This is a genomic window from Clostridium sp. D53t1_180928_C8, from assembly GCF_015667795.1.
GTDB lineage: Bacteria > Bacillota > Clostridia > Clostridiales > Clostridiaceae > Clostridium.
This window is the reverse complement of the sequence record NZ_JADPEL010000034.1, coordinates 20524-37263: the sequence shown is the minus strand read 5'-3', so window position 1 is coordinate 37263 and position 16740 is coordinate 20524. Positions and strand designations below refer to the sequence as shown.

General features: G+C 27.3%; 13 protein-coding genes and 1 other annotated feature. All 13 genes read left to right on the top strand.

Annotated elements, in window-relative coordinates; genetic code table 11:
* Nucleotides 1–355: 355 nt before the first annotated feature.
* The 13 genes from I4V51_RS15540 (at nucleotide 356) to typA (ending at nucleotide 16707) form a co-directional block, all read left to right on the top strand.
* A complete protein-coding gene (locus I4V51_RS15540) occupies nucleotides 356–1993 on the top strand; it encodes a HAMP domain-containing sensor histidine kinase (RefSeq protein WP_195989349.1) in 1638 nt (545 codons plus the stop codon).
* Nucleotides 1994–2515: 522 nt separating this feature from the next.
* Nucleotides 2516–3625 (top strand): sporulation integral membrane protein YtvI, encoded by a 1110-nt coding sequence (gene ytvI, locus I4V51_RS15530; protein ID WP_195989347.1) that lies wholly within the window; start codon nucleotides 2516–2518, stop codon nucleotides 3623–3625.
* A 117-nt stretch (nucleotides 3626–3742) separates the two neighbouring features.
* Nucleotides 3743–4093 carry a cupin domain-containing protein gene (locus I4V51_RS15525; protein ID WP_195989346.1) on the top strand — a complete coding sequence of 117 codons (351 nt, stop codon included), beginning with the start codon at nucleotides 3743–3745 and terminating at the stop codon, nucleotides 4091–4093.
* A gap of 908 nt (nucleotides 4094–5001) precedes the next feature.
* Entirely contained in the window at nucleotides 5002–6204 is a 1203-nt protein-coding gene (locus tag I4V51_RS15520) for a helix-turn-helix domain-containing protein (RefSeq protein ID WP_195989345.1), read from the top strand.
* Between the two features lie 174 nt (nucleotides 6205–6378).
* A complete protein-coding gene (locus I4V51_RS15515; RefSeq protein WP_195989344.1) occupies nucleotides 6379–6879 on the top strand; it encodes a PRC-barrel domain-containing protein in 501 nt (166 codons plus the stop codon).
* Complete coding sequence (locus I4V51_RS15510; RefSeq protein ID WP_195989343.1) at nucleotides 6863–7891, top strand: AI-2E family transporter; 1029 nt, start codon at nucleotides 6863–6865, stop codon at nucleotides 7889–7891. The genes I4V51_RS15515 and I4V51_RS15510 overlap by 17 nt, the downstream gene beginning before the upstream one ends.
* A gap of 86 nt (nucleotides 7892–7977) precedes the next feature.
* Nucleotides 7978–8155 (top strand) — a binding site (T-box leader).
* A 61-nt stretch (nucleotides 8156–8216) separates the two neighbouring features.
* Nucleotides 8217–10865: an alanine--tRNA ligase gene (gene alaS, locus I4V51_RS15505; protein WP_195989342.1), complete on the top strand. Its 2649-nt coding sequence runs from the start codon at nucleotides 8217–8219 to the stop codon at nucleotides 10863–10865.
* A gap of 136 nt (nucleotides 10866–11001) precedes the next feature.
* Nucleotides 11002–11259 (top strand): IreB family regulatory phosphoprotein, encoded by a 258-nt coding sequence (locus I4V51_RS15500; RefSeq protein ID WP_133014261.1) that lies wholly within the window; start codon nucleotides 11002–11004, stop codon nucleotides 11257–11259.
* 180 nt (nucleotides 11260–11439) lie between these two features.
* Entirely contained in the window at nucleotides 11440–11859 is a 420-nt protein-coding gene (ruvX, locus tag I4V51_RS15495; RefSeq protein WP_195989341.1) for a Holliday junction resolvase RuvX, read from the top strand.
* A 218-nt stretch (nucleotides 11860–12077) separates the two neighbouring features.
* Nucleotides 12078–12353, top strand: a complete 276-nt coding sequence (locus I4V51_RS15490) for a DUF1292 domain-containing protein (protein WP_195989340.1) — start codon at nucleotides 12078–12080, stop codon at nucleotides 12351–12353.
* 23 nt (nucleotides 12354–12376) lie between these two features.
* Nucleotides 12377–12838 (top strand): Fur family transcriptional regulator, encoded by a 462-nt coding sequence (locus I4V51_RS15485; protein ID WP_195989339.1) that lies wholly within the window; start codon nucleotides 12377–12379, stop codon nucleotides 12836–12838.
* Between the two features lie 64 nt (nucleotides 12839–12902).
* Nucleotides 12903–14570, top strand: coding sequence for a ribonuclease J (locus I4V51_RS15480; protein ID WP_195989338.1), 1668 nt, complete (start codon nucleotides 12903–12905; stop codon nucleotides 14568–14570).
* Nucleotides 14571–14880: 310 nt separating this feature from the next.
* Complete coding sequence (typA, locus tag I4V51_RS15475) at nucleotides 14881–16707, top strand: translational GTPase TypA (RefSeq protein WP_195989337.1); 1827 nt, start codon at nucleotides 14881–14883, stop codon at nucleotides 16705–16707.
* The last annotated feature ends 33 nt before the right edge of the window (nucleotides 16708–16740 follow it).

Here is a 16740-nt window from a genome sequence, read left to right as displayed (position 1 = left end):
TGCAGGCATACCTGCAAAAATAATTAAAAATAATATAAGAATAAAATTATTCATATAAAATCCCCCTTAGAAAATTTTAATTTATACATAAATAATATTCTATACCAATAAATTGGGATTAGCAATATAAGTGTGAAAGAGAAAGTTGATATATAAAGAATTAATGAAAAAACATGAAAAAATTAACAAGTTATTAATAATATATATACTATAATGAGCATGTTAATAAATAAAATGGTTGCAGTTGTTCGAAAAAAATTGTAAAAAGTAGTAAAATGGTATAAAATAGAAAAGAGATAGATTTTAATGATTATTATATAAAAATTAAAATCAAAAGAAAGGTTTAAAGGGTAATATGGGGGAAAATAAAAAAATATTAAATAAAGTAAGGGAATTTAGCTTTGTTTTTGTTATCGTTAGTACATGCGGGCTTTATAGCTTTATAATAAATGATGGTTTTAATATTTTAGGTTTTATAAAGATTATGTCATTAGTTACATCATGTTTTTATACATCTAGTTTATTAATATTAGCATTAAGTAGAAATATTTATATAAACAATTTATATAAATATCTTTCTATTGGGATTTCGGGAATAGGATTTTTAGCTATTTCTAATATGTTTATATTAAATATAGATATTGGAATTACAGGTTCGCTTAATATTTTAAGTAGAATGTTTTATATATTATTTATTTTTGAAGTATTAGTATTTATTTTTTCGTTTCTAAACATTAATAAGGAAATAAAGTTGGGGTATTTTTCTTTAATTATTATAATTGTTACTTTATTAAGTGCTTATGTAGTATTTAAAGGTAGTAGTAATTTATTAATAGAAATTGAAGGAATAGGATTTAATAAAGTTAAATTAAGTATAGAAATATTAATTTTAACTTTATATATACTATTATGGTTTATTATTAAAAGAAAAGGGCAAAAAATTTCCAAGGAAATAATTACAGATTTTAAAGGATACATAATTTTTAGAATTATATTATTAGTGATTGTTATTTTTACTCCTAGAATATTTAATAATACAAAAATTTTATCAACTTATTTTATTAGATTAATAGGTGATTATTTTGTATTTAATATAATTGGAATAGAAGTTATTAAAAGGCCACAAGAAACGTTATATAATGACTTGAAGCTTAAATCTATAGAATTAGAAGAAAAATTGTCTGAGTTAAAGAGGAAAAATGAAGAGGAAGAGATAAATAAGGAGTTATTAGCTAATATTTCTCATGAATTTAAAACCCCTGTAAATGTTATTTATTCTGCAATTCAAATGCAAGATTTAAAAAGGGAAAGCAATAATATAGATGAAATATTAAAATTTAATTCTACAATTAAACAAAATTGTTACAGATTAATAAGATTAATAAATAATTTTATTGATTCAAGTAAATTAACGCAACAAGATTATAATTTAAATTTAAAGTGCTTAAATATAGTTAATATTGTTGAAAATACCACAATGTCTATATTATCTTTTGCAGAAATGAAAGGTATTAATGTTATATTCGATACTGAAGAAGAAGAGCTATTTGTTTATGCAGATAAAGATTTAATAGAAAGAACCATATTAAATATTCTATCTAATTCTATTAAATATAATGAAGAAAAAGGAAGAATAGATGTTTTAGTTGGAACTAGAGAAGAAAATATTATTATAGAGATTGAAGATAATGGTATTGGAATACCGAAGGAAAAAGTAAAATATATCTTTAATAGATATGAGAGAGTTCAAACAAGTGAAACTAGATATAAGGAAGGTTCAGGTTTAGGACTTAATATAGTTAAAGAAATAATAAATAAATTTAATGGAAAAGTTAAAATTGAAAGTGAAGAAGGTATAGGAACTAAGATTACTATAATAATACCTAAAGTTCAATATAATGAACAATTATATGAAGATTATTCAGATGGATTTAATTTTAAAAATGATATTATGCAAAAAGTAGATTTAGAAATGTCTGATATATGTCTTTAAACAATAGCAGGAGTTATATTAAAAGAAATATATTTAACAATTAAAGTAATTGTTAAATTGTAATTTTAATATAACTCTTTATAAATTTTTTAAAAAAAATTACTGGTAAATATTTACAAAGTGTATTTACTGGTGTATACTATATTTATAGTAGTCGAAAGAAAAGTTTTATGGCTACTAAGGTCTATAGGTTTTATAATTATAAAAGCTAAAGGGGTGATGCTTCTAAATGTCGTTATTGGAGGATGTTCAGTTAGTGAACAAATATGATAGAGAGGAGGCGTGCGTAAAGCTTAAAAATAGGCTTTTAATTAATGCTAAAATTAAACTTTATAAATGTTTTAAAGAAGGAGATGATCCAATCTATCTAATACATTAGAGAAGGGGGATAGAAGTTCGTTATTCATAAGGTAAAGTTTTAAAAAATATAATTTAATAATGTATATATAATAAGGAGCTACTATTTAGCTCCTTTAATTTTTAATATAAAGGATGGATGTGATAAAAGTGGAGTATATATCCTTGGCAGTTAAAAGACTAAAGCCATTTCTAAATTTAATTGTATTTTTATTAGTATTTACTCTTTCATTTTTAATAATTGTTGGAACATTAAAATATACAATGCCATTTATAATAGGATTAATAACTGCCTCTATTTTAAAAAAACCAACAGAAGCCATAATTAAGAAGTTTAATATAGATGGTAATTTAGCAGCTAGTATTTCTACGTTAATGTTTTATATTATTACCGTAACCTTATTAGGATTTGGTGTGGTTTATTTTTGTTCGGAAATAAAAGATTTAGCAACTGATGGATATGAATATATATATGATAACGGAGCAAATATAAATGTTTTTATTCAAGATTCATTATCTGCATTTGAGAGTATTGATGAATCTATCTTAGAAACTTTAAAAAGCAATATAAATAAGCTTATATCAGATATATCAAATTATGCGTTAGATTTTAGTATGAACATTGTAAATTATATAATAAGTGTAATTTCAGCATTTCCATATATTATATCAGTAATAATTTTTGCAATATTATCTAGTTTCGTATTTCTTAAAAAATTTATAAAAAATGACTCGTCACGAGTAAAGAATAAGGATTATATTGATGAAAATGAAGTTGATAAGTTGATAAAAATTATAACGGAAATTAAAGATGTTATTTTTAAATATATAGGTACATATTCTATATTGATTTTATGTACATTTATAATTACATTTATAGGATTTAGTATATTAAAAATACCATACACATTGCTTTTGAGTTTAACATGTATGATATTAGATATACTGCCTGTTGTAGGAATGATATTAATATTTTTACCACTTGTAATTATTTATTTTTTTAGCGGCAAGTATATTACAGTTATATTTTTAGTTATTTTATTTTCAATAATTATGATAACAAGGAATATATTAGAGCCAAAGCTTTTATCATCATCATTAGAACTATCACCATTAAGTGTTTTAATTGCTATATTTGTAGGATTAAATGTTGCAGGATTTAAAGGAATGATATATTTAATGGCATTATTTATAAGTTTTAATTTTTATAAAAAATATGCAAGTAGTAATAAAGTGTTTGTAAGTAAGGAAAGTGATATAAATGTTAAAAATTAATTAAGTAGTGTTCTATATTTTATTTATTAAATAAGCTACTCCTTAAGTATAAATTCAGTAAAGTTTAAAATACTATAAATGTTATTAAAAATAAAGTAGTATTTTTGGAGGTATTTTATGAGTGAATATAGTAAACATTTATTAGATGGATCATTAGAACAATATAATGATACTGTAGTTCCTAAAATTGCAGTATTTGGTGGAAATGATATGACATCAGAGGTTTATTATTTTAAACCAGGTCAAATTTTAAAATCCCATAGACATCCTAATGGAGAACAAATTTTTGTTTTCTTAAAAGGTAATGGAGTAATGATGCTTGAAGATGATAAATTTGAAGTAGAACCAGGAAAAATGATTTTTGTACCATCAGGAAAGTGGCATGAAATTATTAATGGTAATGGTTCTGAAATGGTAGCAGTTCAAATTACTAAGGTTGGGGCTGGAGCTGAATATAAAGAAAATTAAGATAAATCCCTCTACATAAAAATAGAGGGATTTATTTTATTTTAATATCTTTTTTACAGAAGTAGCAAAATATTAAGCAAATAAATATAGTCATATATAAGTATTAATATGAAGGAAATTAAAAGTATTACTTATCTATAAACTACACTTTCAAAGTTAAATTCTATAGAGCGGCCTAGTGCTTCTAAACTTTAAAATTTCCTAAAATCTAAATTTGTTTTTGGAAATTTTTCTATAGTCTTTTATGAACTCTAATAATAAGAAGTAAGAAAAAATAAAAATGACAAGAAAACAATAGTTGCAATTATTTACATAATTTGTAAAAAGTATTAAAATATAAATAAATGGAGAATTAAGGGGGGGATATGACCATATAAACATAGTATAAAAATATAATTCTAGCGATTTTTCTTGTAGTTATAATTTTATTAATAATTAGATTAGAGAGTTTAGAAAAATTTATGAAATTTATATAAGGGTAATAAAATAGTATATTCTCTAATAAATCCTATTATATAGAATGAAGGTTAACTGTTTTAATTAATGTCTAAGTAGTATCACTAAAGAGTCTTTAAAGTTTATCTATAATATGTATTAAACAAATATTAGAGAAGTCAGAACTATATTTTCATTTAAAGAGTATAAGGTGATAAAAACAAAATGCAAAGGTTTACGGTGGTCATAGTAATTATTATATGGATTTTAGTTGTTATTTTTGCAATTTTGTTTACTGAATAATAATAGTAATTTAGTTAATAGTTTTAAATACCATATATTATGGAATAAAGCAAAAAAAGAGAGAAGGGGTTTATAGAGATTACATTTAAAATATTTTTAGTGGGTTAGATAATGAAAGTACTGTAGAAATAAGGATTCCAATAATAAAGTAAAGGTTTTGGGGGGGAATTGTGTTGATAAAAGTTTTAATAGCTGATGATGAATTGAGAATTAGAAATAGTATAAAAAGTATTATTAGCTGGGAATTTACAGATTTTGAGCTTGTGGGAGAAGCTGAAGATGGAGAGATTGCGTTAGAAATTGCAAGAGAAAGAAAACCAGATTTAATTTTTCTAGATATAAGTATGCAATTTTTAAATAGATTAGATTTGATCGAGGAATTTAAAAGGGACTTAAATGATCCTATTATAATAATTATTTCAGGGGATTATGTTCAAACTAAATTAAAGTTAAATATATTTGATTATATTTTAAGTAATATAGATAAAGAAAATCTTAAGAAGACCATTAGTAATGCAAAGGATGAAATTATAAATAGAAGGAAGAAAAAAAGAGAATTTGCAACTAGTAAGCTTGAAAAAGACAGTGAGCATTTAAAGGAAAATTTTCTGAAGGATTGGATAAGAGGGAAAATTAGAAGTTCAGAACTTGAAAGAGAGATGAAGTATTTTAATATTACTTATACTAATTCAATGGGACTTATAATGGTTAAGCCTTTAATAAAAAGTAGAGGGTCAACTGAAAATAATTGGTCGTCAGATTTACTAAGTTATGCTATATTAAATATCACTAATGAGATAATGAATAAATTTGAATATTTGAATGTTTTTATTGATTCTAAAAAGCAGGTTGTTATTTTATGTGATATAAATCCAATAAAATATTGGCATGGAGCTGTTACTGAATTAGAAAATACAATAAATAGATATCTTAAAATTAATGTAGTTATATGTGCATCATTTTTGCGTGATGATCCAGTTCAGGTAAATATTGTTTATAAGTCATTATGCAATAGGCTAATTGATAAGAGTAAAAAAACACCAGTGGTTATTGAAGTTCAAAAATATATAAATAGAAATTATCATAATGAAGATTTATCTATATCAGAAATAGCAAATAATTTAGGTGTTAGTCAAACATATCTTACTAGATTATTTAAAAGAGAGCTTGGTATGAATTTTATTGATTATTTAACTAATGTAAGAATAAAAAATGCAATAATTTTAATGAGAGATCCATCATTAAAATTATATGAAATTGCAGAGCTTATCGGATATAGTACTCAACATTATTTTAGCAACATATTTAAAAAACATGTAGGAATATCACCTCAAGACTATAAGATGGGTGTCATAAATGAAGCTAGACAATAAAATATTGTTTATAGTTTAGAAATGTAATAGTAAAATATAAAAGGTTGGTAGAGAATTATAAAAACTTACTATATATTAATTAAGATATTTCTCTAAAAAATTCTAAAAATTTTACTAATAATAACCATAGTATTTGTCAATACTATGGTTATATGTTTTTTTAGAGGTGAGAAAATGTTTAAGTGGAGAGATTTTTATTTAATGAAGGTTTATGATTCTAAAAATAAATATATTGGAGTTATAGAAGATATATCTATAGATTTTAATAAAGGAATTATAGAAGGATTTACAATTTCACCAGCATCTATAATTAAAAAACATACTTTTGTTTCAAGTGACTCAATAACTTCTATAGATAAAGTAATGAAAATTACAGAAACATCAAAATTTAAGGGATTAAAATTTAAGAAAATTAAATTTGTAGATATTCTTAATGAAAAAAAAGTGTTAATTGGAGTTCTTGAAGATTTAATTATAGATAAAGAAAACTTTAGTATAAAAGGGTTGATTATTAGCTCAGGAATATTTGATAAGATGTTTAAGGGAAAAGAAATTATAACATTAAAACATTGCGTTTTATGTGATGATTATATTTTATATAAGGGAAGTGAGCGTATTAAGCTTAAAACTTTACCTCATGATTTAGGAGGAGTAAAGGATGTTAGGAAAGCATAAAAGTTTAATTTATAAAACTGTAATAGCAGTTGTTCTTGTAGTTCTTAGTATTTCTATATACATATATTTCACTCCTATAAGAGATGTTATTAATTTATTATTAATTTCATTTATAATTGCTTATACTTTAAAGCCGTTAAGAAATTGTCTAAGTGAAAGATTTAATATATCAGCTAAAAAGAGTTCACTATCAATTATATTATTAGTTTTATTAGCATTTATAGGACTTTTATATTGTATAGTACCATCTATATTAAAAGAAAGTGGTAACTTTGGGGTTATGCTAGATAGTATAGAGGAATATGTTTTAGCTTTTGCAACTAGATTTAAATTAGATAGATTACCTGTTTTTGAAACTATATATTTGCAAGTTGGAGAAAAAATAAATATGATTTTAAGTAGTGCATCAACTAATTTAGTAGATAACATGATTTCTCTTGGAGAAAATATTGTTGGTCTTGCGGTTGTTCCAATAACAACTTATTACTTATTAGCAGATGGACATTTAATTTATAATAAATTATTATTAGTATTTCCAACGGATAAAAGAGTTTTAATTAAAAATATAAATAATAACATTGATAAGATATTAAGCAGATACATATTAAGTCAGCTTTTATTATCATTAATAATTGGTGCATTATCATTTGTTTTATTATTAATACTTAGAGTGAAATTCCCATTAGTATTATCTATAATAAATGCAATAGCTAATATAATCCCTTATTTTGGTCCTATTATAGGAGGCGTTCCTATAATCTTTATGGCTTTTACAGGTTCAGTTACAAAGGGATTATTGGCAGCTGTAGGTGTGTTTTTGATACAACAAGTAGAAGGTAACTTTTTAGCACCTAAAATAACAGGGGATAGTACTAATATGCATCCTATAATAATTATTATATTATTAATATTAGGTGAAAAAATGGGGGGAGTAATAGGAATGGTTTTATCGGTCCCAATTGCAGTTATAATAAAAGTTGTATATGATGATATAGATTATTATCTATTCTAAGTAAAGCTTTTATAGAATGAAAATAAATTTCATTTATTGACATAAGAGTATAAATGAAATATAATCTTGCTAGGAAATAAATTTAATATAAAGCGATGAAAAGAATGAGTAAATATGATGTAAATATTTAGAGAGGAAGTGTTTGGTGAAAACTTCTTATTTTGCATATTGAAGCTATCTTGGAGCTTATTTTACTTTAAGTGATGTATATTTATATACATAATTAGGGTGGTACCGCGGAAATTATAAGTTTTCGTCCCTTTTCTTTTTTGAGGGATGGAGACTTTTTTTATTTATATTTAAAAAACGGAGGTAGTAATTAATCATGAAATTCATGGGAGCAAATGAATTAAGAGAAAGCTTTATAAGCTTTTTTGAATCTAAAGAACATTTAAGAATGGAGAGTTTTCCATTAGTACCTAAAAATGATAATAGTTTATTATTAATAAATGCAGGTATGGCACCACTTAAGCCATATTTCACAGGAATACAAAAACCACCAAAGAGCAGAGTTACAACTTGTCAAAAGTGTATAAGAACTGGTGATATAGAAAACGTAGGAAAGACTTCTAGACATGGTACTTTCTTTGAAATGTTAGGTAACTTCTCATTTGGAGATTACTTTAAGGGTGAAATTATTCCATGGTCTTGGGAATATGTAACAGAAGTATTAAAACTTCCAAAAGATAAATTATATGTAACAATATATTTAGAAGATGATGAAGCATATGAAATATGGACTTCTAAAACAGATATAGATCCAAATAGAATTTTTAGATTAGGAAAAGATGATAACTTCTGGGAAGTTGGAACAGTAGGTCCATGTGGTCCTTGTACAGAAATTCACTATGATAGAGGAGTAGATGTAGCTCCAGTTACAAATGTAGATGATTTTGTTGAAGCTTCAGATGCTGATAGAATAGTTGAATTCTGGAACCTAGTATTTATTCAATTTGATAAGCAAGAAGATGGAAGCTATGCTCCATTAAAGAACAAAAACATAGATACAGGTATGGGACTTGAAAGAATTGCAACAATAATGCAAGGCGTTGATAACATATTTGAAATAGATACAGTTAAAAATATATTAAACAAAGTATCTGCTCTTTCAGGTGTAGAATATGGAAAAGATATAAATTCTGATACTTCATTAAGAATAGTAACTGACCACGTTAAAGCTGTAACTATGCTTATATCTGATGGTGTTCAACCAAGTAATGAAGGTAGAGGATATGTTTTAAGAAGACTTTTAAGAAGAGCTGCAAGACATGGAAGACTACTTGGAATTAAAGGATTATTCTTAAAAGATGTTGTAGATGCTGTTGTAGAAAACTATGGTGGAAATTATCCTGTATTAGTTGAGAATAAGGATTATATAACAAAGATAATAACTTTAGAAGAAGAAAGATTTAATGAAACTATTGATGGTGGAATGAACATATTAAATGGATATGTTAAGGAATTAGAAGATGCTAAAGCTACTGTTCTTTCAGGAGAAAAAGCATTTAAATTATATGATACTTATGGATTCCCACTAGAGTTAACAGAAGAAATCCTTGAAGAAAAGGGAATGACTGTTGACAATGAAGAATTTAAAAAGGAAATGGAAGCTCAAAGAGAAAGAGCTAGAAGTGCAAGGGGCGAAACTTCTTACATGGGAGCTGATGAAAATCCAATAAATAAAGTAAGTGCTGATATTGAAACAGAATTCGTTGGATATACAGCTACAGAAGATACTGCTAAGGTTGTAGTACTTGCAACAGATGAAGCTTTTGTAGATGAATTAACTGAAGGAAGTAAAGGTTATATCTTAACTGATAAGACTCCTTTCTATGCTGAAATGGGTGGTCAAATTGGTGATACTGGTATGATAATTGGTGCTAATGGTTCTGCTTGTGTTTATAACACTAAGAAAAATGTTGGTGGAAAGACAGTTCATTATGTTGAAGTTAAAAATGGAAGCATAAAGAATGGTGAAGAGGTTACATTAACTGTAGATAAGGTAAGAAGAGCTAGTGTTTGTAAAAACCATACAGCAACTCATATGTTACAAGCTGCATTAAAAGAAGTTGTTGGTTCTCACGTTCACCAAGCTGGTTCTTTTGTAGATAATGAAAGATTAAGATTTGACTTTACTCACTTCCAAGCTATGACTGCTGAAGAAATTCAAAAGGTTGAAGATTTAGTTAATGATAAAATAATGGAGGTTGATTCAGTAGAAACTAAGCTTATGACAATTGAAGAAGCTAAGGAATCAGGAGCAACTGCATTATTTGATGAAAAATATGGTGATAAAGTTAGAGTAGTAGCTGCAGGAGAATTCTCTAAAGAACTTTGTGGTGGTACTCATGTATCTAATGTTGGAGAAATTGGATTGTTTAAAATAGTTTCTGAAACTGGTGTTGCTGCTGGGATTAGAAGAATCGAAGCTTTAACAGGAAGAGCTGCTATTAAATACATGGAAGAAAAGCAAAGGTTATTAAAAGAAGCTTGTTCAGCGCTTAAATGTACAGAAAAGGATGTTTTAAAGAAAATTTCTTCTCAAGGTATAGAGTTAAAAGAAAAAGATAAGGAAATAGCTGAACTTAAATCTAAGCTTACAAGTGGAGCTTTAGACGATATTTTAAATTCTGCTAAAGAAATAAATGGAGTTAAAGCTATAGCTTATGCACTTGAAGGTGTAGATGGAAATGCTTTAAGAGATCTAGCTGATAAAATCAGAAGTAAGATGGGTTCAGGAGTTGTAGTGCTAGTAAGTAAATCAGAAGATAAGGTTAATTTAGTTACTATGGCAACTAAAGATGTATTAGGTAATGGAATTCATTGTGGTAAGATAATTAAGGAAGTAGCTACTGTTGTTGGCGGTGGCGGAGGTGGAAGACCGGATATGGCTCAAGCTGGTGGTAAGAAGCCTGAAAATATACCACAAGCTATAGAAGCTGCTTTCCAAACAATAGAAAATTTAGTAAAATAGTTGTGTGTTATGGTATACAATTGTACTAATTTAGGGTATAATATAAATAATAAATGTTATATAAAATTTCTAATGATTAAAAATAAATAAAAAACTTTCGTAAGGGGGTGAAGCTGCTAAGGAAGCAGCGAACGATATGGATAATAATCTTGACAGAACAATGCAATTTGACTTAAACATTAACAAAGAAGATTTAACTAAATCAATTTTAAATGATGTGTATACAGCATTGAAGGAAAAGGGATATAACCCAATAAATCAATTGGTAGGTTATCTAATTTCAGGCGATCCTTCTTACATTACTAGTTATAACGGAGCAAGAGCTTTACTTAGAAAACTTGAAAGAGATGAAATACTTGAAGAGGTAATAAAATCTTATCTAGAAATAAAATAAAAGGTGCCCGTTGAGCGGGCACTTTTGTTTTTAAAAAAGTATACTAATAAATTATAGTTAATAGAACTTAATTAGTTAAAAAGGTAAAGTTTATATACTTAACTTTTTAACTTTTTAAATTATTAACTTATTACATTGAAAAAGTAATACTTAACTATTCAAAAATAAAAAGGAGTTTCTATGAGAATATTAGGACTTGATATGGGATCTAAAACTATAGGAGTTGCTTTAAGCGATCCTTTAGGTTGGACAGCGCAAGGAATTACAACAATAAGACGTACTAAAAAGGAACAAGATTTAGAAGAAATACATAAAATATGCAATGAGTATGGTGTTGAAACTATAGTTGTTGGATTGCCTAAAAATATGAATGGAACTATTGGTGAATCAGGTGAAAAGGCTTTAGAGTTTTCAGAACTTTTAAAAGAAAAAACAGGATTACCAATAGAAATGTGGGATGAAAGATTAACAACAGTAGCAGCTCATAGAGCAATGTTAGAAGCTGATCTTTCAAGAAGTAAAAGAAAGAAAATAGTTGATAAAATAGCCGCAACTTACATATTGCAAGGGTATTTAGATAAGCTAAGACTTAGCAAGTAGCCAACTATAGGTAGGTTAGCTACTTAGTCGAAACAGTAATTTAGTGCAAGTTAAGGTTTTCTAATAGATAGTAGCTTAAAAGAGTTAGTAGTTAGCAGTTTTATCCTTAATTACTAACTTAAAACTACTAATTATTAACTAAAATAAAACTGTTTTCAGTTTTGATATTTTGTGTAATAATAGAATAAACAATTTAGATGAAAAAAGGAGTTTGTAAAATGGAAAAAGATTTAAAAACTATACAATTGTTTGATGAAGATGGAAATGAGATAAATTTAAATGTAATAGCATTCTTTGATATGGTAAATCCTGAAAATGACGAAAAAAGTGAATATGTTATAGTTCAAGAACAAGGATACGAAGATGAAAACCCATTTGCTTTAAAAGTAATAAAAGATGAAGATGATAATGATATGTTTGAATTAATTGAAGATGAAATAGAGTTAGCTGCTATAGAAGAAGCTTACAATACTATTTTCTCAGAAGAAGAATAAAGAAGAAATGAGGTGTTAAGTATATGAGCACAGTTAATGTAGACATTGAATTATTAAAAGAAAACCTAAAACAAAAAGGCTATAAGTTAACGCCTCAAAGAAGAGCTATTGTAGATGTAATCATTGAAAAAGAGGGAGAACACTTAACCGCAGAAGAGATTTATGATGAAGTTAAGAAAATATGTCCTGATATAGGTTTAGCAACAGTATATAGAACTGTATTATTACTAGAAGAAATAGGTGTTATTTTCAAACTTGATTTAAATGATGGATGTAGTAGATATGAGCTTGTTCATAGTGAAGAAGAACATAGACATCATCATTTAGTATGTAATGAGTGTAAAGCTGTATTCGAAGTTCAAGATGATCTTTTAGATGAACTAGAAGAAAGTATTGAAAATACATATGGGTTTAAAATTTTAGATCATAGTGTAAAGTTCTTTGGTATTTGTTCTGAATGTTGCAAAAAACATAAAAGTGAATAAAAAGATATTTTAATAGTAGGGATATACTTTGAAATACATAAAGGAAAAGAGAAGGAGGGGACATATGAAGAATGAGAAGGCTAAGGTTAAGATTATTCCTCTAGGTGGGGTAAATGAAATCGGTAAAAATTTAACAGCAATAGAATATAAAAATGATATAGTTGCAATAGATTGTGGACTTAAGTTTCCAGATGAAGATATGTTTGGAATAGATTTAGTTATACCTGATATAACGTACCTTATGAAAAATAAAGAAAAAGTATCAGGAATATTCTTAACTCATGGACATGAGGATCATATCGGAGCATTACCATATGTTTTAAAACAATTAAATGTTCCAGTATATGGAACAAAATTAACACTAGGAATAGTAGAAACAAAATTAAAAGAACATGGATTGTTAAGTTCAACAGAGCTTATAAGAGTAAAACCTAAGGATGTAATTAGATTAAATTCTGTATCTGTAGAGTTTATAAAAACTAATCACTCAATTGCTGATTCAGTTGCAATTGCAGTACACACACCATTAGGAGTTGTGCTTCATACAGGAGATTTTAAGGTTGATTATACTCCTATTGATGGAGAAGCAATGGATTTTGCAAGATTTGCAGAATTAGGTAAAAAAGGAGTTCTTGCAATGATGGCTGATTCTACAAATGTAGAAAAACCAGGATATACAAACTCTGAAAGAATTGTTGGAGAAAGCTTAACAAGAATTTTTGGAAAAACTAAGGGAAGAATAATTATTGCAACATTTGCATCAAATATTCATAGAATTCAACAAATAATAGATGCTGCTTCTGTATACGGTAGGAAAGTTGCTGTTTCAGGAAGAAGCATGGAAAATATAATGAATGTAGCTATAGAATTAGGTTATATTGAGGTTGATAAGGATTCGTTAGTATCGATTGATCAAATTAATAAGTATAATAATGATCAAATTGTTATTATTACTACTGGAAGCCAGGGAGAGCCAATGTCAGCTTTATCAAGAATGGCTGCATCAGAGCATAGAAAAGTAAATATTGTTGAAGGTGATACAATAATTATCTCAGCAACACCTATTCCAGGAAATGAAAAGCTTGTATCAAAGGTTATTAATCAATTATTTAAAAAGGGTGCAGAAGTTATATACGGCTCTCAAGAAAATATCCACGTTTCAGGTCATGCCTGTCAAGAAGAGTTAAAGCTTATGCAAACGTTAGTTAAACCAAAGCATTTTATTCCAGTACATGGTGAGTATAGACATTTAAAACAACATGGTGAATTAGCTACAAAATTAGGTTTAGATGAAAAAAATGTAGTTATACCTGATGTTGGAGATATAATCGAAGTTACTAGAAATGGCATTAAAAAGAATGGAACAGTTGTTTCAGGACAAATATTTGTTGATGGACTTGGAGTTGGTGATGTTGGAAATATAGTGTTGAGAGATAGAAAACATTTATCTCAAGATGGTATATTAACAGTAGTTGTAACTCTATCTAAAGAAAATAAGAATATTGTTGCAGGACCAGATATTATTTCAAGAGGATTTGTTTATGTAAGAGAATCTGAAGGACTAATGGATGAGGCAAGAGATATTGTTAGAAATACTCTACTGGATTGTGAAGAAAAGAAGATTACTGATTGGGCTACTTTAAAGTCAAATGTAAGAGATGAGCTAAGAACTTATCTTTATGAAAAGACTAAAAGAAAGCCAATGATTTTACCAATTATTATGGAAATATAAGTATTAGTTGACAAGTAACAAAGATAATAGTAGAATAATTGATAGATTTGGGAATTGGATACGAGTGTATCCAATTTTCTTTTTGGGCAAAATATTAATAGGTTTACATAAGTGAAAAGCTAAATTTATTATTTAGTTATTTCAACTTACAAGTATGCAGTGTATCGAAGAATTTGTTGCAATAAAATTTAAACGTAGCAAAAAAACTTGAAGTATTGTGTACTTGGTTTCAAAAGAGAGATAAGCCTTTATAATAAAAATTATGAATTTAAAATTTAAATTCATAAATAAAATTGATGGAGGAAATTAAATGGAATTAATAACTAGAGACGATATTAGAAATATAGCAATTATAGCTCACGTTGACCATGGTAAAACTACATTAGTTGATGCTATGTTTAAAGAAAGTCACGTATTTAGATCAAATGAAAAAATGGATGAAAGAGTAATGGACTCTAATGACTTAGAAAAAGAAAGAGGAATTACAATTCTTTCAAAAAACACTGCAGTTATGTACGATGGAATAAAAATAAACATCGTTGATACACCAGGACATGCTGATTTTGGTGGAGAAGTTGAACGTGTACTTAAGATGGTTGACTCAGTTTTACTTGTTGTTGATTCTTATGAAGGACCAATGCCACAAACAAAATTCGTTTTAAAGAAGGCTTTAGAGTTAAAATTAAAACCAATCGTTGTTATAAATAAGATAGACAAACCAAATGCTAGACCTGAAGAAGTTATTGATGAAGTATTTGATCTATTCTTAGAATTAGGTGCTGATGATGAACAATTAGACTTCCCAATCATATACGCTTCTGCTAGAGAAGGTTTTGCAAGATACAATGTTGAAGATACAAATACAGGAATGGAACCATTATTCAAAACAATAATTGAACATGTTGAACCACCTAAGGGTTACATAGATGGACCTTTCCAAATGTTAGTTACAACTTTAGATAGTAATGCTTTCGTTGGTAAAATTGCTATAGGTAAGGTACATAGAGGAAAAGTTAAGAAGAATCAAAGCGTAGCTTTAGTAAGACAAGATGGAACTAAGTCAAACTATAAGATAACAGCTGTATTTGGATATAACGGATTAAAGAGAGAAGAAGTAGAAGAAGCAGGTCTTGGAGATATTATTGCAGTAAGTGGTATTCTTGATGCTAATATTGGAGAAACTATAGCTGATGCATCTAATCCAGAAGCTTTACCATTCGTTGAAATTGATGAGCCAACACTTAACATGAACTTCATGGTTAATGACTCACCATTTGCAGGTAAAGAAGGTGAATTCGTTACTTCAAGACATTTAAGAGATAGATTAATGAAGGAATTAGAAACTAACGTAAGTTTAAGAGTTAAAGAAATAACTCCAGATTGCTTCGAAGTATCAGGTAGAGGAGAGCTTCACTTATCAGTTCTTATAGAAACAATGAGAAGAGAAGGATTCGAATTACAAGTATCTAAGCCAAATGTTATCTTCAAAGAAGAAAACGGAAAGAAATTAGAACCAATGGAACATTTAACTATAGATGTACCTGAAGAATTCATGGGTGCAGTTATGGAGAAGATGGGACCAAGAAAAGCTGAAATGGTTAATATGACATCAGCTGTTAATGGATATACTAGATTAGAGTTCATAATCCCTGCAAGAGGTCTTATAGGATTTAGAAATGAATTCATGACTGATACAAAGGGTAATGGTATAATGAATCACGTATTCGAAGGTTATGCTCCATATAAAGGAGAAATCGAATCAAGAAGCAGAGGGTCAATAGTATCATTTGAACAAGGTGAAGCAATTGCTTACGGATTATTCAATGCTCAAGAAAGAGGTAGATTATTCGTAGTACCAGGAACGCCAGTATACCAAGGTATGGTTGTTGGAGAATGTGCTAGAGCTGAAGATTTAGATATTAATGTTTGTAAGGGTAAAAAGTTAACTAATACAAGAGCATCAGGTTCAGATGATGCTGTTAAGTTAGTACCAGTTACTACTTTAACATTAGAACAATCAATTGAATTTATTGGAAATGATGAATTAGTTGAAGTTACTCCAGAAAGCATAAGAATCAGAAAGAGATACTTAGATGCTTCTGAAAGAAAGAGAATGATAAGCAGAAGTAAAAAATAATTATGTAAATTGTTTATAATTGCATATAAAAGT

Coding starts and splice junctions, on each gene's coding strand:
- I4V51_RS15515 (WP_195989344.1), top strand. CDS start 6,379: ATGTTTAAGTGGAGAGATTTTTATTTAATGAAGGTTTATGATTCTAAA.
- typA (WP_195989337.1), top strand. CDS start 14,881: ATGGAATTAATAACTAGAGACGATATTAGAAATATAGCAATTATAGCT.
- alaS (WP_195989342.1), top strand. CDS start 8,217: ATGAAATTCATGGGAGCAAATGAATTAAGAGAAAGCTTTATAAGCTTT.
- I4V51_RS15480 (WP_195989338.1), top strand. CDS start 12,903: ATGAAGAATGAGAAGGCTAAGGTTAAGATTATTCCTCTAGGTGGGGTA.
- I4V51_RS15485 (WP_195989339.1), top strand. CDS start 12,377: ATGAGCACAGTTAATGTAGACATTGAATTATTAAAAGAAAACCTAAAA.
- I4V51_RS15490 (WP_195989340.1), top strand. CDS start 12,078: ATGGAAAAAGATTTAAAAACTATACAATTGTTTGATGAAGATGGAAAT.
- ruvX (WP_195989341.1), top strand. CDS start 11,440: ATGAGAATATTAGGACTTGATATGGGATCTAAAACTATAGGAGTTGCT.
- I4V51_RS15540 (WP_195989349.1), top strand. CDS start 356: ATGGGGGAAAATAAAAAAATATTAAATAAAGTAAGGGAATTTAGCTTT.
- I4V51_RS15525 (WP_195989346.1), top strand. CDS start 3,743: ATGAGTGAATATAGTAAACATTTATTAGATGGATCATTAGAACAATAT.
- I4V51_RS15500 (WP_133014261.1), top strand. CDS start 11,002: ATGGATAATAATCTTGACAGAACAATGCAATTTGACTTAAACATTAAC.
- I4V51_RS15510 (WP_195989343.1), top strand. CDS start 6,863: ATGTTAGGAAAGCATAAAAGTTTAATTTATAAAACTGTAATAGCAGTT.